Source organism: Massilibacteroides vaginae (assembly GCF_900178525.1).
GTDB classification, from domain to species: Bacteria; Bacteroidota; Bacteroidia; order Bacteroidales; family Tannerellaceae; genus Massilibacteroides; species Massilibacteroides vaginae.
The window spans coordinates 5,001-21,229 of the sequence record NZ_FXDJ01000008.1 but is presented as its reverse complement, the minus strand read 5'-3'; the positions used below and the strand labels follow the sequence as shown (position 1 = coordinate 21,229).

General features: G+C 41.8%; 15 protein-coding genes (1 of these 15 only partly in view). 6 read left to right on the top strand and 9 right to left on the bottom strand.

What is annotated here, in order from left to right:
• Positions 1-180 precede the first annotated feature (180 nt).
• From B9Y81_RS05590 to B9Y81_RS05580, 3 genes are read left to right on the top strand one after another with little or no spacing between them, the layout of a single operon-like run.
• Positions 181-1,053, top strand: coding sequence for an electron transfer flavoprotein subunit beta/FixA family protein (locus B9Y81_RS05590; RefSeq protein ID WP_085536030.1), 873 nt, complete (start codon positions 181-183; stop codon positions 1,051-1,053).
• Positions 1,054-1,089: 36 nt separating this feature from the next.
• Positions 1,090-2,109: an electron transfer flavoprotein subunit alpha/FixB family protein gene (locus B9Y81_RS05585; protein WP_085536029.1), complete on the top strand. Its 1,020-nt coding sequence runs from the start codon at positions 1,090-1,092 to the stop codon at positions 2,107-2,109.
• Between the two features lie 7 nt (positions 2,110-2,116).
• Entirely contained in the window at positions 2,117-3,820 is a 1,704-nt protein-coding gene (locus B9Y81_RS05580) for an acyl-CoA dehydrogenase family protein (protein ID WP_085536028.1), read from the top strand.
• A 233-nt stretch (positions 3,821-4,053) separates the two neighbouring features.
• Here B9Y81_RS05580 and dnaJ read toward each other — a convergent pair whose 3' ends face one another.
• Entirely contained in the window at positions 4,054-5,211 is a 1,158-nt protein-coding gene (gene dnaJ, locus B9Y81_RS05575) for a molecular chaperone DnaJ (RefSeq protein WP_085536027.1), read from the bottom strand.
• Between the two features lie 15 nt (positions 5,212-5,226).
• On the bottom strand, positions 5,227-5,811 hold the full coding sequence (locus B9Y81_RS05570; protein WP_394335429.1) for a nucleotide exchange factor GrpE: 585 nt from the start codon (positions 5,809-5,811) through the stop codon (positions 5,227-5,229).
• A 208-nt stretch (positions 5,812-6,019) separates the two neighbouring features.
• Here B9Y81_RS05570 and B9Y81_RS05565 point away from each other — a divergent pair, with 208 nt between their 5' ends.
• Genes B9Y81_RS05565 through corA form a run of 3 tightly spaced genes read left to right on the top strand, consistent with a single transcriptional unit; the run spans position 6,020 to position 11,029 of the window.
• The gene (locus B9Y81_RS05565; protein WP_085536026.1) at positions 6,020-7,444 is read left to right on the top strand and encodes a PDZ domain-containing protein; all 1,425 of its coding nucleotides are present in this window, start codon (positions 6,020-6,022) and stop codon (positions 7,442-7,444) included.
• Between the two features lie 23 nt (positions 7,445-7,467).
• Positions 7,468-9,933, top strand: coding sequence for an endonuclease MutS2 (locus B9Y81_RS05560; protein WP_085536025.1), 2,466 nt, complete (start codon positions 7,468-7,470; stop codon positions 9,931-9,933).
• Between the two features lie 19 nt (positions 9,934-9,952).
• The gene (corA, locus tag B9Y81_RS05555) at positions 9,953-11,029 is read left to right on the top strand and encodes a magnesium/cobalt transporter CorA (protein WP_085536024.1); all 1,077 of its coding nucleotides are present in this window, start codon (positions 9,953-9,955) and stop codon (positions 11,027-11,029) included.
• Positions 11,030-11,195: 166 nt separating this feature from the next.
• Here the strand turns inward: corA and B9Y81_RS05550 are convergent, their stop codons facing one another.
• The 7 genes from B9Y81_RS05550 to B9Y81_RS05520 all read right to left on the bottom strand — a co-directional run.
• Positions 11,196-12,113, bottom strand: coding sequence for a ketopantoate reductase family protein (locus tag B9Y81_RS05550; protein WP_394335432.1), 918 nt, complete (start codon positions 12,111-12,113; stop codon positions 11,196-11,198).
• The gene (locus B9Y81_RS05545) at positions 12,110-12,970 is read right to left on the bottom strand and encodes a pyridoxamine kinase (RefSeq protein WP_085536022.1); all 861 of its coding nucleotides are present in this window, start codon (positions 12,968-12,970) and stop codon (positions 12,110-12,112) included. Before B9Y81_RS05545 ends, B9Y81_RS05550 begins: the two co-directional genes overlap by 4 nt.
• A 110-nt stretch (positions 12,971-13,080) precedes the next feature.
• Positions 13,081-13,626, bottom strand: coding sequence for a DJ-1 family glyoxalase III (locus tag B9Y81_RS05540; protein WP_085536021.1), 546 nt, complete (start codon positions 13,624-13,626; stop codon positions 13,081-13,083).
• Between the two features lie 6 nt (positions 13,627-13,632).
• Positions 13,633-14,454 (bottom strand): energy transducer TonB, encoded by an 822-nt coding sequence (locus B9Y81_RS05535; protein ID WP_085536020.1) that lies wholly within the window; start codon positions 14,452-14,454, stop codon positions 13,633-13,635.
• A 5-nt stretch (positions 14,455-14,459) separates the two neighbouring features.
• Positions 14,460-14,876, bottom strand: coding sequence for an ExbD/TolR family protein (locus B9Y81_RS05530; protein ID WP_085536019.1), 417 nt, complete (start codon positions 14,874-14,876; stop codon positions 14,460-14,462).
• 11 nt (positions 14,877-14,887) lie between these two features.
• Complete coding sequence (locus tag B9Y81_RS05525) at positions 14,888-15,595, bottom strand: MotA/TolQ/ExbB proton channel family protein (protein WP_085536018.1); 708 nt, start codon at positions 15,593-15,595, stop codon at positions 14,888-14,890.
• Positions 15,596-15,626: 31 nt separating this feature from the next.
• On the bottom strand, positions 15,627-16,229 hold the 3' portion of the coding sequence (locus B9Y81_RS05520; protein ID WP_085536017.1) for a pyridoxine 5'-phosphate synthase. 111 nt of this gene lie beyond the right edge of the window; only the last 603 of its 714 coding nucleotides appear in the window; its start codon lies off the right edge, out of view; it ends in the stop codon at positions 15,627-15,629.

The following is a 16,229-nucleotide window of genomic DNA, read 5'->3' as shown; positions in this document are numbered from 1 at the left end:
TTTCCTCTTTCTCTCTGATTCTAAACAAGAAATATGGACAAAACGAAGCCTGCTCATTAATGGGTAGAATGTGCAGGTTTCCACATTAAAAGTACTCGACTTATTGAATGTTTGATTACATTTGCAGTTTATGAATTATAGACACCATTTTAAATGGATAAAATCTAATATCACAGTTATATGAGTTTAAGAATTATTGTTTTAGCGAAACAAGTTCCGGACACTCGGAATGTAGGAAAAGACGCGATGAAAGCCGACGGTACAGTTAACCGTGCAGCACTTCCCGCTATCTTTAACCCGGAAGATCTGAATGCTTTGGAGCAGGCTCTCCGGCTAAAAGACGCTCACCCGGGCGCAACAGTAACTTTACTAACCATGGGACCGGGACGTGCCGCCGAAATCATCCGCGAAGGTTTATATCGTGGTGCCGACGGCGGTTTTTTATTGACCGACCGCGCCTTTGCTGGAGCCGACACGTTGGCTACTTCTTATGCGTTATCCATGGCCATCCGTAAGATAAAGGAGTATGATATTATACTTTGCGGCCGTCAGGCTATTGATGGGGATACGGCTCAGGTAGGACCTCAGGTTGCAGAAAAACTGGGTTTGAATCAGGTAACCTATGCAGAAGACATCTTCAATGTGAAAGATGGTAAAGTAACGGTAAAAAGACGTTTGGAAAGGGGTATCGAAATAGTTGAAGCACCGCTGCCGATTGTAGTTACGGTAAATGGTTCTGCACCTGATTGTCGCCCGAGAAATGCCAAACTGGTTCAAAAATATAAACATGCGAAAACGGTTACGGAAAAGCAGGAAGCCACTGCCGATTATCTGGAACTATTCAGTACCCGCCCCTACCTTAATTTACAGGAATGGAGCGTAGCGGATGTAAACGCAGACGTAAAACAATGTGGTCTTTCAGGTTCTCCTACGAAGGTTAAACGTATTGAGAATGTGATATTCCAGGCAAAAGAAAGCAAAACTTTACTGCCTACAGACGGAGCAATTGATGAGTTGATGAAAGAACTTATCGCTAATCACACCATCGGATAAACACCGGAGACTACTAATCATTAAGTACGAAAAATTATGAATAACATATTTGTATATTGTGAAATTGAAGACGGTATTGTAGCTGATGTCAGTCTTGAATTATTAACCAAAGGCCGCTCTCTGGCAAACACGTTGGGATGCAAACTTGAAGCTGTTGCCGCAGGCCATAAGTTGGAAAGCGTAGGTAAACAGGTATTTCCTTACGGAGTAGATGTACTTCATGTTTTTGATGATGCCCGTTTGTTTCCTTACACCTCTCTTCCGCACACATCGGTGCTTGTCAACTTGTTTAAGGAAGAGCAACCTCAGATTGCCTTTATGGGAGCAACCAGCATTGGTCGTGACCTGGGGCCTCGTGTATCTTCTGCTTTGGGTAGCGGTCTGACGGCCGATTGCACCTCTCTTGAGATCGGTAATCACGAAGAAAGAAAAGAAAATAAAATATACGAAAATCTGCTTTATCAAATACGTCCTGCCTTCGGAGGTAATATTGTAGCAACAATTATTAACCCGGATTGTCGTCCGCAAATGGCCACGGTTCGTGAAGGTGTGATGAAGAAAGAAATTGTTGATCCGGCTTATAAAGGAGAAACAAAAACATACGATGTTTCTAAGTTTGTAAACGACACGGATTTTGTCGTAAAAGTAATAGAGCGACACATCGAAAAAAGCAAAACAAACATTAAAGGTTCACCAATTATTATTGGAGGAGGCTATGGTGTAGGTTCAAAAGAAAACTTCAAATTACTCCATGATCTGGCTGCTGTTATCGGTGGTGAAGTAGGTGCTTCGCGCGCGGCTGTGGATGCCGGATTCTGCGAGCACGACCGTCAGATCGGACAAACGGGAGTAACCGTACGTCCGAAACTCTACATTGCCTGCGGTATCTCCGGGCAAATTCAACACATCGCGGGTATGCAGGAAAGCTCGATCATTATTTCCGTAAATAACGATCCGGCTGCTCCCATCAACACAATCGCTGATTATGTAATCACCGGTACAGTTGAAGAAGTAATCCCGAAGATGATTAAATATTACAAACAGAATACGAAGTAAACAAGATATGGCTAATTTTTATTTAGATAACCCCAGTTTAAAGCACCACTTGCAGCATCCCCTGATGAAACGCATAGTGGAGCTGAAGGAGCGTAATTATGCGGACAAAGACAACTTCGACTATGCACCGGTGGATTTTGAAGACGCGATGGATAGCTACGATAAAGTGTTAGAGATCGTAGGTGAAATTTGTGGTGATATAATCTGGCCTAATGCGGAAAGTGTTGACCACGATGGTCCTACGGTTGAAAATGGGCGTGTAACTTACGCGAAGGGTACGCAACAAAATCTGGAAGCTGTTCGTAAAGCAGGGCTGATGGGTATCGCTATGCCTCGCCGCTATAACGGACTAAACTTCCCTATCGTACCTTATATTATGGCTGCTGATCTTGTGGCTCGTGCTGACGCAGGTTTCGAGAACCTTTGGGGATTACAAGACTGTGCCGAAACACTATATGAATTCGGAAACGAAGACCAACATAAACGTTTCATCCCTCGTGTTTGCGCAGGTGAAACCATGTCTATGGACTTAACCGAACCGGATGCAGGCTCAGACCTTCAGGCGGTTATGCTGAAAGCAACTTACAGTGAAAAAGACGGATGCTGGTATTTGAACGGTGTAAAACGCTTCATTACAAACGGAGATGCAGACATTCACTTAGTATTGGCCCGTTCGGAAGAAGGAACAAAAGACGCTCGCGGTTTGTCCATGTTTGTTTACGACAAGCGTGACGGAGGCGTAAACGTTCGCCGTATAGAAAATAAAATGGGTATCAAGGGCTCTCCTACTTGTGAGTTGGTTTACAAAAACGCAAAAGCAGAATTATGCGGAGATCGTAAATTAGGCTTGATCAAGTATGTAATGGGACTAATGAATGGTGCTCGTCTGGGGATCATGGCTCAGGCAGTCGGTATCAGTGAAGCCGCTTGCAGAGAAGGACTGGCTTATGCCCGTGAACGCAAGCAGTTCGGAAAAGCGATCATCGAATTTCCCGCCGTATACGAAATGTTAGCACTAATGCGTGCGAAAGCAGACGCTTCCCGCTCCATGCTATATGAAACAGCACGTTTCGTAGACATGTACAAAGCACTCGATGATATTTCAAAAGAACGCAAACTGACTCCGGAAGAACGTACCGAAATGAAATATTACGGTAAGTTGGCCGATGCATTCACCCCAATGGGTAAAGGTATCACAACGGAGTATGCGAATCAGAATGCGTACGATGCCATTCAGATACACGGTGGCTCAGGTTTTATGAAAGACTATGCCTGCGAACGCCTGTATCGTGATGCCCGCATCACCAACATCTACGAAGGAACCACCCAGTTGCAAGTTGTAGCTGCAATTCGCCACGTCACCACAGGCACTTACCTGAACAGAGTACGCGAATACGAAGCAATGACCTACAAACCGGAGTTAGAGTACCTGAAAAAGAAACTAATTGCGATGACAAACGCATACGAAAAGTTAGTTGCTACAATCACAGAAACAAAAGACGGCGAACACCTGGATTTCCACGCTCGTCGCTTGGTTGAAAGCGCTACCCATTGCGTATTCGGCTACTTGCTGCTACAAGATGCGAATGCAGACGATAGTTTCCGCCGTTCCGCCGAAGTTTACATCAACTACGGACACGCAGAAATCAAAAAAATAGAATCCTACATCAACGAATTCAGCGTTGAAGACCTCGGCTTTTATAAAGCTTGATTAAACAAAATAAATATCAAAAAAAGGCGCCCTCCTATAAAAGGACGCCTTTTTTGTTTTGGTAGGGATAACAAACATCCCTATGTATATAAACAAAAAAAGGTTGTCATCACGACAACCAATCTTCATTGTTAACCTTAAATCTAATACCATGAAAAACACAATGCAAATATATTGCTTTTATGTTATAAAACACTACTATCCGGCATATATTTGCATCGTATTAACATTATTTAATCAAACATGTTCCTAAATCGGGTAAATATCTTTTCTTTTACACTTTTATTTGGTTGAAAATTTGGCGAATTATCCATTCCTGTCAATACTTCTTTCTCTGATGCAGAAAGACTTTCGGGTATGTATACACTTACATTTACTAATAAATCTCCTGTTCCATAGCGATTAATGGAAGGTAGACCTTTATTTCGTAAACGAAGCACTTTACCGGGCTGTGTTCCCGGATCGATTTTCACTTTTGCTTTTCCATCAACAGTTGGAACATCAACCGTAGTACCTAAAGCTGCCTGAGGAACTGTAAGTAATAGATTGTAAAGTAAATCATTTTCATCACGTATCAATTCGGGATGTTGTTCTTCTTCTATTAGAATCAAAAGATCTCCGTTTACACCTCCATGACGGGCAGCATTACCTCTGCCACTCATTGAAAGCTGCATTCCATCTGCTACTCCGGCCGGGATATTTAATGTAATAATCTCTTCGTCTTTTACTACACCTTCACCATGACATGCTTTACATTTATTGACTACTACCTTTCCTTCACCATGGCAGGTGGGGCAGGTAGATTGCGTTTGCATTTGTCCTAAGATTGTGTTGGCAACTCTGGTTACATAACCGGAGCCACGACAAGTATCACAGTTTTTTAAGCCATCACTACCTTCAGCTCCGCTTCCGTTGCAGGTTTTGCATTGAACGTCTTTCTTTACTTTTATCTTTTTCTCTACACCGTTGGCTACATCTTTCAGATTGAGCTTAACTTTGACGCGAAGATCAGACCCTCTGTTCACACGCTGGCCTCTGGATGAACCGCCAAAACCGCCGAATCCACCGAAGCCGCCAAAATGACCACCGAATATATCTCCAAATTGAGAGAATATATCATCCATAGACATACCTCCTCCAAAGCCTCCGCCTTGTTGAGAAGCACCTCCTACACCGGCATGACCAAACTGATCATAACGCTGACGTTTCTGGGCATCACTTAGAACATCATAAGCTTCAGCTGCCTCTTTAAACTTTTCTTCGGCTTCTTTATCTCCCGGATTTTTGTCCGGATGAAACTGAATCGCTTTCTTTCTATATGCTTTCTTTATATCGTCGGCTGATGCGTTTTTTTCAACACCCAACACTTCATAATAATCTCTTTTAGCCATCTTTCGTATCTGTTATTATTCTCCTACGACTACTTTGGCGTGACGAATCACCTTATCAAATAAGGTATAACCAGTCTGCACACAATCAATTACTTTCCCTTTCTGTTTTTCTTCCGGAGCCGGAATCGTAGCTACCGCATCAAACAATTCGGTATCAAACTGCAATCCGGTAGCCTCGATAGGCTTTACCCCTTGCTGAGACAGATAAGCCATGAACTTTGTATAAATCAACTCAACGCCTTCAGCAACGGCTTGCACATCTTCTGCCATACGAACATTTTGCAAGGCTCTTTCGAAATCATCAATCACGGGAAGAATAGCTGTTAAAGCAGACTCACCACCGTTCTTAATCAGATCGGCTTTTTCTCGCAATGTACGCTTACGATAGTTGTCAAACTCGGCCATCAACCGCAGATGTGAGTTGTTTAATTCATCATATTTTGTTTTCAGGGCGTCAATATCATCAGTCATAATGTCAGATTGAACTGTTTCTTCTACCTGTTCTGTCTGTTCGTTCTGTAAATTTGTCACTTCATCGATACCCTCGGGATTTGTTGTTCCCTGGGATTTATTAGTTTCATTATGCTCCATATCCATCATAAATCTATATATTGTTCCTTAATTATCATACGATTAACGCACTAAAGACCTGTTATGGCAATCTAAATCATTGATATTCCAAAGTCTAAAGTGTGCAGTATCCATCAGATGTATAGCAAATATGCTGCCAAGTCTACTATATAGATAAAAAAATAATCTATACCTTTGTCTATACATTTTAATCACGTGATATAAGATATAAATAGGTATGAAAAAGTGTTTAATAGCAACAGTATTATCTTTTATTTGTTTTGTTGGCTTTGCTCAAAGCGGAGGGAATATCATTTGTCGCTCAGGATTTTCGTTTGAAGTAAGTAAAAACATAAATTGGGGAGCGGGGCTTCCGGTTGTAACCGAAGTATCGCCCTACTCTTCAGCAGAGTTGGCCGGGTTGAAACAACACGATATTATTGATAAAATTGACGGAGTAGATCTTTTAGGACTTTCGTTGGAAGAAATACAACAATTATTAAATCCGTCGGATAAACAGGAAATCGTTTTAAACATATCGAATCTTTCTAAAACAGATCATTCGATTCTGGTTAGTAAGGAATGTAAAAGAAGAAACGCTATCACTGAAGATCAGTTGGCAACTGCCTTTTCAATGCTTAGTCTTGAGAATACTTCCGAACGCAAGTTCATCTGTCCTTTTAAAACGACAGTTACTCCTAATTCCGTAGGGTTTCAACAATTCCGCACATTTGGCTTTGCCGAGATTGATGAAAACAACAAACAATTGGAAAATCAGATCAATGAAGCCATTAAGAAAGAACTTACCGCGAAAGGTCTTGCTTATGACAGTTACGGACCAGACATCCTGATCAGTACTTATTACTTCTTTGACAAGAATCCGAACTTTCGCGGTGTAAACAAAATTGTTGTTGATAAGGAACAAAACTACCGTTACGATTTCACCAGAAGCGAAATGGTTAAGGTTCCGTTTATCACGGGTTCATCCGCTGAGTCGGAATCAGAGTTTTTACTTCAGTTTGGCTTCAAATTAGTTGATAACATCTATCTTCCCGGACGAGTGTTGTGGGAATGTGAAGCAAATGAACTTTTAGAAGAAAACTATAAAATTGAAGATTATGCCCGCATCCATATCCCTTTGATGTGTATGCAATATCCTTTCGTAAAATATACCCGCAACGTACAATACAGGGTTAGTCAAAGAACTTACAACTATACCGGATTGAGTTATGACATTAATCGATTGGAGTTAGTGGCGAAAGTTGATCCTAACTCTCCTGCCGCATTAGCCGGAATCCGTACAAATGATATAATCGAAAGAATCGAAGGTAATTCGGTAAATGTAACTGCCGAAGAAGCAACCTCGGCTTATAAGAGTTTCATTACATCAACTATGAAATTTCGCGATCCGAGCACTCGTTTTACCGATGCCAATGGCTTTACACGCTGCATGTACTGGGACAGATTTAAATATACCAAGGTAGCAGACGCAGTAAAAAAGGCAAAAGATATAGCGGCATTTTCTTATTTGTTTTACTATGCGCCTTACATTAATAGTTCAGGAACAAACGCCTTTACTTTTAATACACGCAGAGGAAAAACAGCATCAGAGATAGTGATCCGTCCGACTATTCGGACAGAGCTATCTGTTACAATTGAATAACTTTTTTATTTGAGTAAAAAAACGTGATATATCCACAAAATTTTGAATTTAAGACGGGCTTTGATAAGGTCCGTCTTATTATTTCCGAAAAATGTTTAAGTACGCTGGGAGAAGAGCGTACGGCAGCCATGTCTTTTTCTTCAGACTTCTTGGAGGTCACACAAAAGCTGGAACAAACAGACGAATTTATTCGTATTCTACATGGCGATAAAGAGTTTCCGGCCAACTATTTTTATGATGTACGCTATTCATTAAAACGAATTCGTCCGGAAGGAACCTATTTGGATGAAAAAGAACTGTTTGATATAAAACGCTCGCTTCAAACCATTCACGATATTATTCGGTTTTTCCGTTCGCCGGAAGAAGACGAAATCCTTTATCCGGCGTTAACCGCTCTTGCCGGCGATATTATGGCATTTCCCCAACTAATCACACAGATAGACGGAATACTTGATAAATTCGGACGAGTTAAGGATAATGCCTCTTCCGACTTAGCCCGCATACGAAAAGAGATAGCCTCCACTACCGGCAGCATCTCCCGTAGTTTACAAGCGATACTGCGATCGGCCCAATCCGAAGGTGTAGTCGATAAAGATGTAGCTCCTACTATGCGTGATGGTCGATTGATGATTCCTGTTGCCCCGGCTTTCAAACGGAAAATAAGAGGAATTGTGCATGACGAATCGGCTACCGGAAAGACTGTTTTTATTGAACCCGAGGTTGTTGTAGAGGCAAATAACCGTGTGCGTGAACTGGAAAGCGAAGAACGCAGAGAAATTATTCGTATTCTCACGGTATTCACCAATACGGTGCGTCCACTGGTTCCGGAAATTCTGTGTTCCTATGAATTCCTGGCCGAGATAGATTTTATACATGCAAAAGCGCTCTTTGCAGAACAAATCAATGCCATCAAACCTGTACTTGAGAATAAGCAACAGATTGACTGGGCGCGCGCAACCCACCCCCTGCTCTATTTATCACTCAAGAAACAAGGCAAAGAGGTTGTTCCTTTAGATATCGAATTGAAGGAAAACAAACGCCTTCTGGTAATTTCGGGACCAAATGCGGGCGGTAAGTCTGTTTGTTTAAAAACAGTCGGATTGATCCAATACATGCTGCAATGCGGATTGCCTGTTCCGGTTCATGAAAGTTCGCGAACAGGGATTTTTGAAAGTATTTTTATTGATATTGGCGACGAACAAAGTATAGAAAATGATTTAAGCACATACAGTTCACACCTAACAAATATGAAGTACTTTGTAAAGAACTGTAATGAAAAATCCATTATACTGATTGATGAATTCGGTAGCGGTACCGAGCCACAGATAGGTGGAGCAATAGCCGAAGCCCTGCTTGACCGGTTTAACCGCAGCGGAAGTTATGGTGTAGTAACGACTCACTATCAGAACCTAAAGCATCTGGCCGAAGACACAGAAGGGCTTGTAAACGGAGCCATGTTGTATGACCGGCACCTGATGCAACCGTTGTTTAAATTGTCTATCGGCAATCCGGGAAGTTCATTTGCGGTAGAGATCGCGCGCAAAATCGGTTTGCCCGAGGATGTAATTGCTGATGCTTCCAACAAGGTAGGGTCTGACTATATTGATATGGATAAGTACCTGCAAGATATTGTGCGAGACAAGCGGTATTGGGAAAGCAAAAGGCAGAATATTCGTCAGCGCGAGAAGAAACTGGAAGATACAATCGCCCGATATGAAACCGATCTTGAAGCCGTAAACAAACAACAAAAGGAAATCATTCGGGAGGCAAAAGCAGAAGCGCAACGTATTATATCGGAAGCTAATGCCAAGATAGAGAATACGATTCGGGAAATCAAGGAAGCGCAAGCCGAGAAAGAGCAAACCAAGTTGATCCGCAAATCTATGGAAGAATTTAAGTCGTCCATAAATGATGCGGCTGTTTCGGACGATAAGATAGCCCGGAAAATGGCTAAATTAAAAGAACGTAAAGAGAAAAAAACAGCTAAGCAACCCGTAAAACAACCCGTTTTTAATCGTGATGTGATTGAAGTAGGCGATGCTGTACGCCTTAAAGGGCAGACTTCTGCCGGAACGGTAATGGAGTTGCAGGGAGTGCAAGCTACGGTTGCATTTGGCATGATCAAGAGTACCGTTAAATTAGACAGGCTGGAGAAAGTAAGCAAAAATCAACTAAAGCAAGAAATAAAGAAAAGCACCTTCGTTAGCGCGCAAACAAGAGATGATATGCATGATAAAAAGCTTAACTTTAAGCAGGAAATCGATGTGAGAGGTATGCGTGGAGACGAAGCGTTGCAGGCTGTTACTTACTTTATCGACGATGCCATTCTGGTAGGTTCGACACGTGTTCGAATTCTTCACGGTACGGGCACAGGTGCATTACGTCAACTTATACGTGAATACCTGAGAAGCACTCCGGGAGTAGAGCATTTTCGTGACGAGCACGTACAGTTGGGTGGTTCAGGCATTACAGTTGTGGAGTTTGAGTAATTCTATAATAATATCCGGCATGAAAAGAAAAGAAAATACAGGAAAGCGTAAACGTTCGGCCAACCGCCATCTATCGGAACAATACGTTTATACGGGCGATAACACCACGCCAACAAGTATCCGTCTTATCAACTATAATGCAGCCGGAGTACAAACGCATGAGATCAAAACCGATCACTTACATTTTCACAAGCTTCCCGACAGTAACAAGGTAAACTGGCTGCAAGTGAGCGGACTGGCTGATGCTGAATTAATAACAAACATTGCTACGGATTTCGGACTGGATGCTCTTGATGCCAAAGATATCCTGACATCACAACACATCGTTAAAGTTGAGGAATATAAAGACAAGGTTTTTATTATCTTAAACACCTGCCATTACGACGAATCCAACCAGATTCATACAGAACATATTGCTATCTTGTTGGCAGGAAATACGATTGTAACTTTGGTTGAGAACAACCACGATCTGTTTGCCCCGGTTATGAAAGCCATTCAGGACGATGTGCTTAGTTTGCGAGCGAAAGACAGTAGTTTGCTGCTTGCTTTTCTGCTCAATGCCGTTGTGGCAAGTCTTGTTGAAGCCTCTTTGCGCGTTGAGGAATTGCTTGAAGATATTGAAGATACCTTATTGAATATTTCGACCGATCAGCGCAGTGTAGGTTCGCTGATTCAACAACGCAGACGTGAATATATGGTGATCCGGAAAAACAGTCAGCCGCTACGCGAACAACTTGGTAAGTTAAGCAAATCCGACAAAATCCTAATAAACCCCGATTCACTCCCGGCCTTTACAGATATTGCAGATCAATTGCTTTATGTAAACCAAACCATAGAAGGTTGCCGTGAGATTATCTCGTCGTTGGTCGACTTATATATTTCGAACAACGACCTTCGTATGAATGCCATAATGAAACGACTTACGATTGTTTCCACCCTCTTCATCCCCCTTACCTTTCTGGCCGGTATCTGGGGAATGAACTTTAAAAACATGCCTGAACTTAGCTGGCGCTATGGTTACCTCATTGCCTGGGCGATTATGATCGTTACCGCCCTGATTACCTGGCTCTTCCTCCGCAAAAAAGACTGGTATTAAAAGCCTTTTCAACGTCTGCAAAAAACACGTTTGTAATCCCTTAAAAATCAACCATATAAAAACATCCTTTATTTTTCCAAACATAAAGGTTATTTTTGGAAAAATAAAGGATATGTTTTAAAAGATAAAGGATGTTGAAAAAAAGCTCCTCTTTTTTGCGAAATATTTAATGAGATAAAGCGGCATACATTTTATCGTAAAAGGGAGTGGCAATGTTTAGTTTTCGTGCTTCGTTTACCACAAAGCCGGTGAGATTTTCCAACTCGGTATTTTTCCCTTGTTTGAAATCGTGGTGCATGGAGGTGATCGATCCGGGAGGCATCATCTTTTGGGTTTCCAGCGTTGTTTCAATTATATCATCATCCAGCAGAACACCTTTTGCCGAAGCCACCTGCTTCAACTCTGTACAAAGCGCCTTAAAGCTATCATAGTAATCCCTAACCACTTCGTCGATAGGTTTGTTGTAATACGAAGTAATGGTTGCGGCGGTAGAAATCATAAAAAACTTCTTCCAGATGCGTGTAGTTATGTCCTGTGGATTAAAGGCATTAATTCCGGCTTTCACAAGAATAGTAAGCAATTGTTCCTGTTTTACTTTGCTTCCTTGCTCACTTCCGAAAAACAGTCTTTCTTTAACCGAATATTTACTAACAACCCCGGGTTCAAGAAGCCGTGCGCCGATATATACACAGCCTTGCCAAATTTCTTGGTCAGGCAATAGCGTTTTTATCTGTTCAGTAATATTGGCACCATTCAGGAAAGGAATCACAACCGTTTTTTTGCCAATAACCGGAGCCAGATGCAATAAGTTATCTTTCAAATCATAGCTTTTAGTGCAGCAAAGCAGGAAATCCACTTCCCCGATATCTTCGGGTTGGTCTGTAATTAATTTAGGACGTACCACAAAAGAACTATCAGGCATGCTGATTTCCAATCCTTTGTTTTGGATCACTTTCATATTTTCTCCCCGTGAGATAAAATACACCTCCACTTCCGGTGAATTCTGATACTGATGTGCCAACAATCCACCATAGTATCCACCGACCGCTCCTATTCCGGATACTGCAATTTTCACAGCCATTATAGTAGTTTTAAGTCTTTAAGAAAATTAGGAATACTCCGCTCAAAGTCAACGCCAAATCTAATATCGGTTTTCGCCTCGAAGGTTCTTCGGATACTTTCGGTTGTATATCTCACGGCAATTCCGGCAGATTCCGACAGGCTAAAGCCATTCAGCAATCCTGAGAGTAAAGCACTGCCAAACACATCTCCCGTTCCATGAAAATAACCGGGAATACGTGGAGCCAACAGGTAATCAATAGTTCCGGTTGTTTTATCATAAGTGGCTGCACCAAGTTCATTTTCATCAAAGAACACACCGGTAAGAACTATTTTATCAGCTCCTAATCGGGTTAGTTTCTTCAAAAGATCCTCAATAAACGTTTTTGTATAGGGACCTTCCTGATAAGCTTCCCCTAATAAAAACGAAGCTTCTGTTATATTTGGTACAAGAATATCTGCTTTTTCGCATAGCTTAGCCATTCCGGCAGCAAATTCGGGTGTAAAGATCTTATACAATTCACCGTTATCCGCCATTACCGGATCAACCAGAATGATGTTATCATCTGTTTTAAATGTATCGAAAAACTCGCCAACAAGGTCTAACTGCTCGAATGAACCTAAGAAACCACTGTAAAGAGCATCAAAGTGCAAACCCAGCGAATTCCAGTGTTCCGTAAAAGGACGAATATCTGCGGTCAGATCACGGTAAGTAAAACCGCTAATACCACCTGTATGGGTTGATAATACGGCTGTAGGCAAAGCTGCCGCTTCAATTCCGGCAGCCGAAAGTATAGGAAGGGCTACAGTTAGTGAACATTTACCGAACCCTGAAATATCATGTACGGCAGCAACCCGTTTTTGTCTTGTTATTTTTTCCATTTCTATTACATTTAATGAATTACAAAAGTACTTTAATCCCTCACTATATACAACAAAGGGGGCGATCAAAAGTATTGACCGCCCCCTATCTTTTTTTTATAAACTTCTAATTATAACAATAATCCGGCCGAAACCTCTTCGGCAACGGCTTCTCCTTTAAGAGCCGTTACAATTGCCAAAGCAAAATCAAAGACTAAACCGGGACCTTTACCGGTGATTACGTGACCATCGGTAACGGAGTTTTCGTTTACTACTGTTGCACCGATCAGTTTAGGCTCAAAACTCGGATAGCAAGTTGCTTTTCTGTTTTTAAGTAAGCCCAATCCCCCTAAAACAAGAGGAGCCGCGCATATAGCCGCTACTGTTTTTTCTTTTCTATATTGATCTAACAAAAGTTCTTTAAGTGGCTCGAAAGCATTCAGGTTACTGCTACCCGGCATACCTCCCGGCAACACCAACGCGTCTGCATCAGAAAAGTCTGCATCTGCAAACAACACATCAGCAACTACATCAATTCCATGAGCTCCACTCACTTTTTTATCCCCTGTTATAGAAACCGTAACGGCTTCAATACCTCCGCGGCGCAATACGTCCACAGTTCCAATGGCTTCTGTTTCTTCAAAGCCTGTTGCGAGAAATACGAATGCTTTTTTCATACGATTTTATTTTAATGAGTATCTGTAAGTGATTGTTCCACTTTGATTGTTTGCTCCGGGTATACTATTAAATTTTGCTCGTTTAGCAGCCTCAAGAGCACTGTTACGCATGGATGAATTGTCAATATTAGTTCCACGACCAATATCAGCAAATACCACATTCCCTTTCGGATCTACGGTAATGTTAACAACAATACGTCCTTCTTCCTGTATCGTATAGGCCGGACGAGGTAAACCTCCGGCTCCAATAGAACGTCCATTCAAATTAAACGAGCCGTATCCGCCAACGCCTTCATTTTCCCCTTGATCCGAGTTTCCAAACGGACTCCCCTGATTACCTTCTCCTGAAGCAGCATTACCCTGGCTTCCTCCGTCGGCATGTCCGATTCCGAAAGCACCGGCCACCCTGTTACTTATGGCTTGTTCTTTTTTCTTTCGTTCCTCTTCCACTCGTTTACGTTCGGCCTCTTCACGTTGTAGGCGTTCTTTTTCAGCTAATTCTTTTCGCGCTTTCTCTTCTAATGCTTTTTTCTTTTCCGCATCAACCGAGACAGTTTCGTCCATATCCTGTGTAAGCAGATCTTCCGTTTTTGCCTCCGGCTGACTTACCGGTGGTGGTGGTGTTTGTTGCTGTGGAAGATCACTCCCACTGTATTTCGGTTCAAATGTACCGGCAGCTGCCTCCATATTCCCGAAATTCACCAATACCCCTCCATCAAAATCCGGCATAACGGATTTTAACACAGAAAACCAAAGAATAATAAGAATCACCAGATGAAAAGCAATCGTACCGGCAATACTGTATATGTTATCTTTATTAAACTTCATAAGCGCTATCTCCTCTGTTGCGGACGAGTGGCAAGTGCTATCTTGAATTTATTCTCATTCGCGACGTTCAGAATTTTCACAATTTCTTTATATGGAACTGATTCATCCGCATATAGCATTACAAACATTTCCGGTTCTTGCACGTAGCTGTTTTGAAGGAAAGGAGTAATCTCGTCAAAGGTTACTTGCTTTTCCCTGTCTTTTCCCGCTGCTACATAATAATTTAAGTTAGCATCAATGGTCAGACGCGTAATCGGCTTAGCCGAGGTCTGTTTCTTCGATTGAGGAAGTGTTACCTTGATTGCATTTGGAATCACCACAGTAGACGAAAGCATGAAGAATATCAGCAATAAAAAGATGATATCCGTCATAGACGCCATACTAAAGGATGAATCCGCTTTTGATCTTCGTTTTAATCCCATCTTTTGTTTTATTAGTTTGCCGGTTCATTCAGCAAGTCCATAAATTCCATTGTGCTGGCTTCCATTTTATTTACCACTTCGTCTACCTGAGAAACCAAATAGTTGTAAGCAAACAAAGTAATAATACCAACCACTAATCCTCCTACAGTACTAACCAAAGCTTCATATATACCTCCGGACAACACCATAATATCGACATTGCTGCCTGCGTTTGCCATGTCAAAGAATGAACGGATCATCCCGGTTACGGTACCCAGGAAACCGATCATCGGTGCACCTGCGGAAATGGTAGCGATCATCGGAAAACTCTTTTCAAGTTTGGCTACTTCCAGATTACCCACGTTTTCAATAGCAACCTGTACGTCATTCATCGGACGCCCTAAACGGGATAGCCCTTTTTCGATCATACGGGCAGAAGGGGTATTCGTTGTCTGACATAATTTTATCGCAGATTCGATCTTGCCATCGTGTACATAATCTTTTATGCGATTCATAAATGTAGTATCTACCTTTCCCGCACGTCTGATAATAATTGATCGCTGAATAATAAAATAGCCTGCTATAATCGATAAGACAAGCAATACAGCCATAATCCACCCTCCTTTAAAAGCAAGGTCAATCACATTAATCTGCGCCTCGGTTGGCATGATTTCGGCCGTTAAGTCCGGCATTGTTTCTGTTGCTTGTGCAGCAGCTTGTAGAGAAAGCAAAATACTCATTTGTTTTTGTATTATTCGGTTATTATTTATTCTATTTCAAACATGCCTTATAAAGGGATATTGTTTCTTTCAATCCAAAATAAAGAGCATCACAAATTAATGCGTGCCCAATCGAAACTTCTTCCAAAAAAGGTATATTACGCTTAAACCACGCCAGGTTCTCAAGACTTAGATCATGGCCTGCATTAACCTCGAGTCCTTGTTTCCTGGCAAATTCAGCAGCTTTAATAAATGGAGCAACGGCTTGCTCTTTATTACTTGCGTACATTGTTGCATAGGGTTCGGTGTAGAGTTCAATCCGGTCTGTTCCTGTTTTAACCGCAGCCTCAATGTTTTCTAAATCAGTTCCGACAAAAATCGAGGAACGTATTCCTTTGCTTGTAAACAGTTCAACCAATTCGGACAACTCCTGAAAATGTGTAATCACATCCCACCCTGCATTCGAGGTGATCGCGTCAGGACCATCAGGAACCAGCGTAACTTGTGTCGGTTTTACTTTCGTCACTAAATCTATAAAACTTGGAGATGGATAGCCCTCTATGTTAAATTCAGTTTTAACAACCGGTTTTAAACTGTAAACATCCGCATAACGAATATGTCGTTCGTCCGGACGAGGGTGCACTGTGATTCCTTC

Excerpts from the sequence above, each read along its gene's own strand:
- B9Y81_RS05590 (WP_085536030.1), top strand. The coding sequence starts at position 181 with ATGAGTTTAAGAATTATTGTTTTAGCGAAACAAGTTCCGGACACTCGG.
- B9Y81_RS05585 (WP_085536029.1), top strand. The coding sequence starts at position 1,090 with ATGAATAACATATTTGTATATTGTGAAATTGAAGACGGTATTGTAGCT.
- B9Y81_RS05580 (WP_085536028.1), top strand. The coding sequence starts at position 2,117 with ATGGCTAATTTTTATTTAGATAACCCCAGTTTAAAGCACCACTTGCAG.
- dnaJ (WP_085536027.1), bottom strand. The coding sequence starts at position 5,211 with ATGGCTAAAAGAGATTATTATGAAGTGTTGGGTGTTGAAAAAAACGCA.
- B9Y81_RS05570 (WP_394335429.1), bottom strand. The coding sequence starts at position 5,811 with ATGATGGATATGGAGCATAATGAAACTAATAAATCCCAGGGAACAACA.
- B9Y81_RS05565 (WP_085536026.1), top strand. The coding sequence starts at position 6,020 with ATGAAAAAGTGTTTAATAGCAACAGTATTATCTTTTATTTGTTTTGTT.
- corA (WP_085536024.1), top strand. The coding sequence starts at position 9,953 with ATGAAAAGAAAAGAAAATACAGGAAAGCGTAAACGTTCGGCCAACCGC.
- B9Y81_RS05545 (WP_085536022.1), bottom strand. The coding sequence starts at position 12,970 with ATGGAAAAAATAACAAGACAAAAACGGGTTGCTGCCGTACATGATATT.
- B9Y81_RS05540 (WP_085536021.1), bottom strand. The coding sequence starts at position 13,626 with ATGAAAAAAGCATTCGTATTTCTCGCAACAGGCTTTGAAGAAACAGAA.
- B9Y81_RS05535 (WP_085536020.1), bottom strand. The coding sequence starts at position 14,454 with ATGAAGTTTAATAAAGATAACATATACAGTATTGCCGGTACGATTGCT.
- B9Y81_RS05530 (WP_085536019.1), bottom strand. The coding sequence starts at position 14,876 with ATGGGATTAAAACGAAGATCAAAAGCGGATTCATCCTTTAGTATGGCG.
- B9Y81_RS05525 (WP_085536018.1), bottom strand. The coding sequence starts at position 15,595 with ATGAGTATTTTGCTTTCTCTACAAGCTGCTGCACAAGCAACAGAAACA.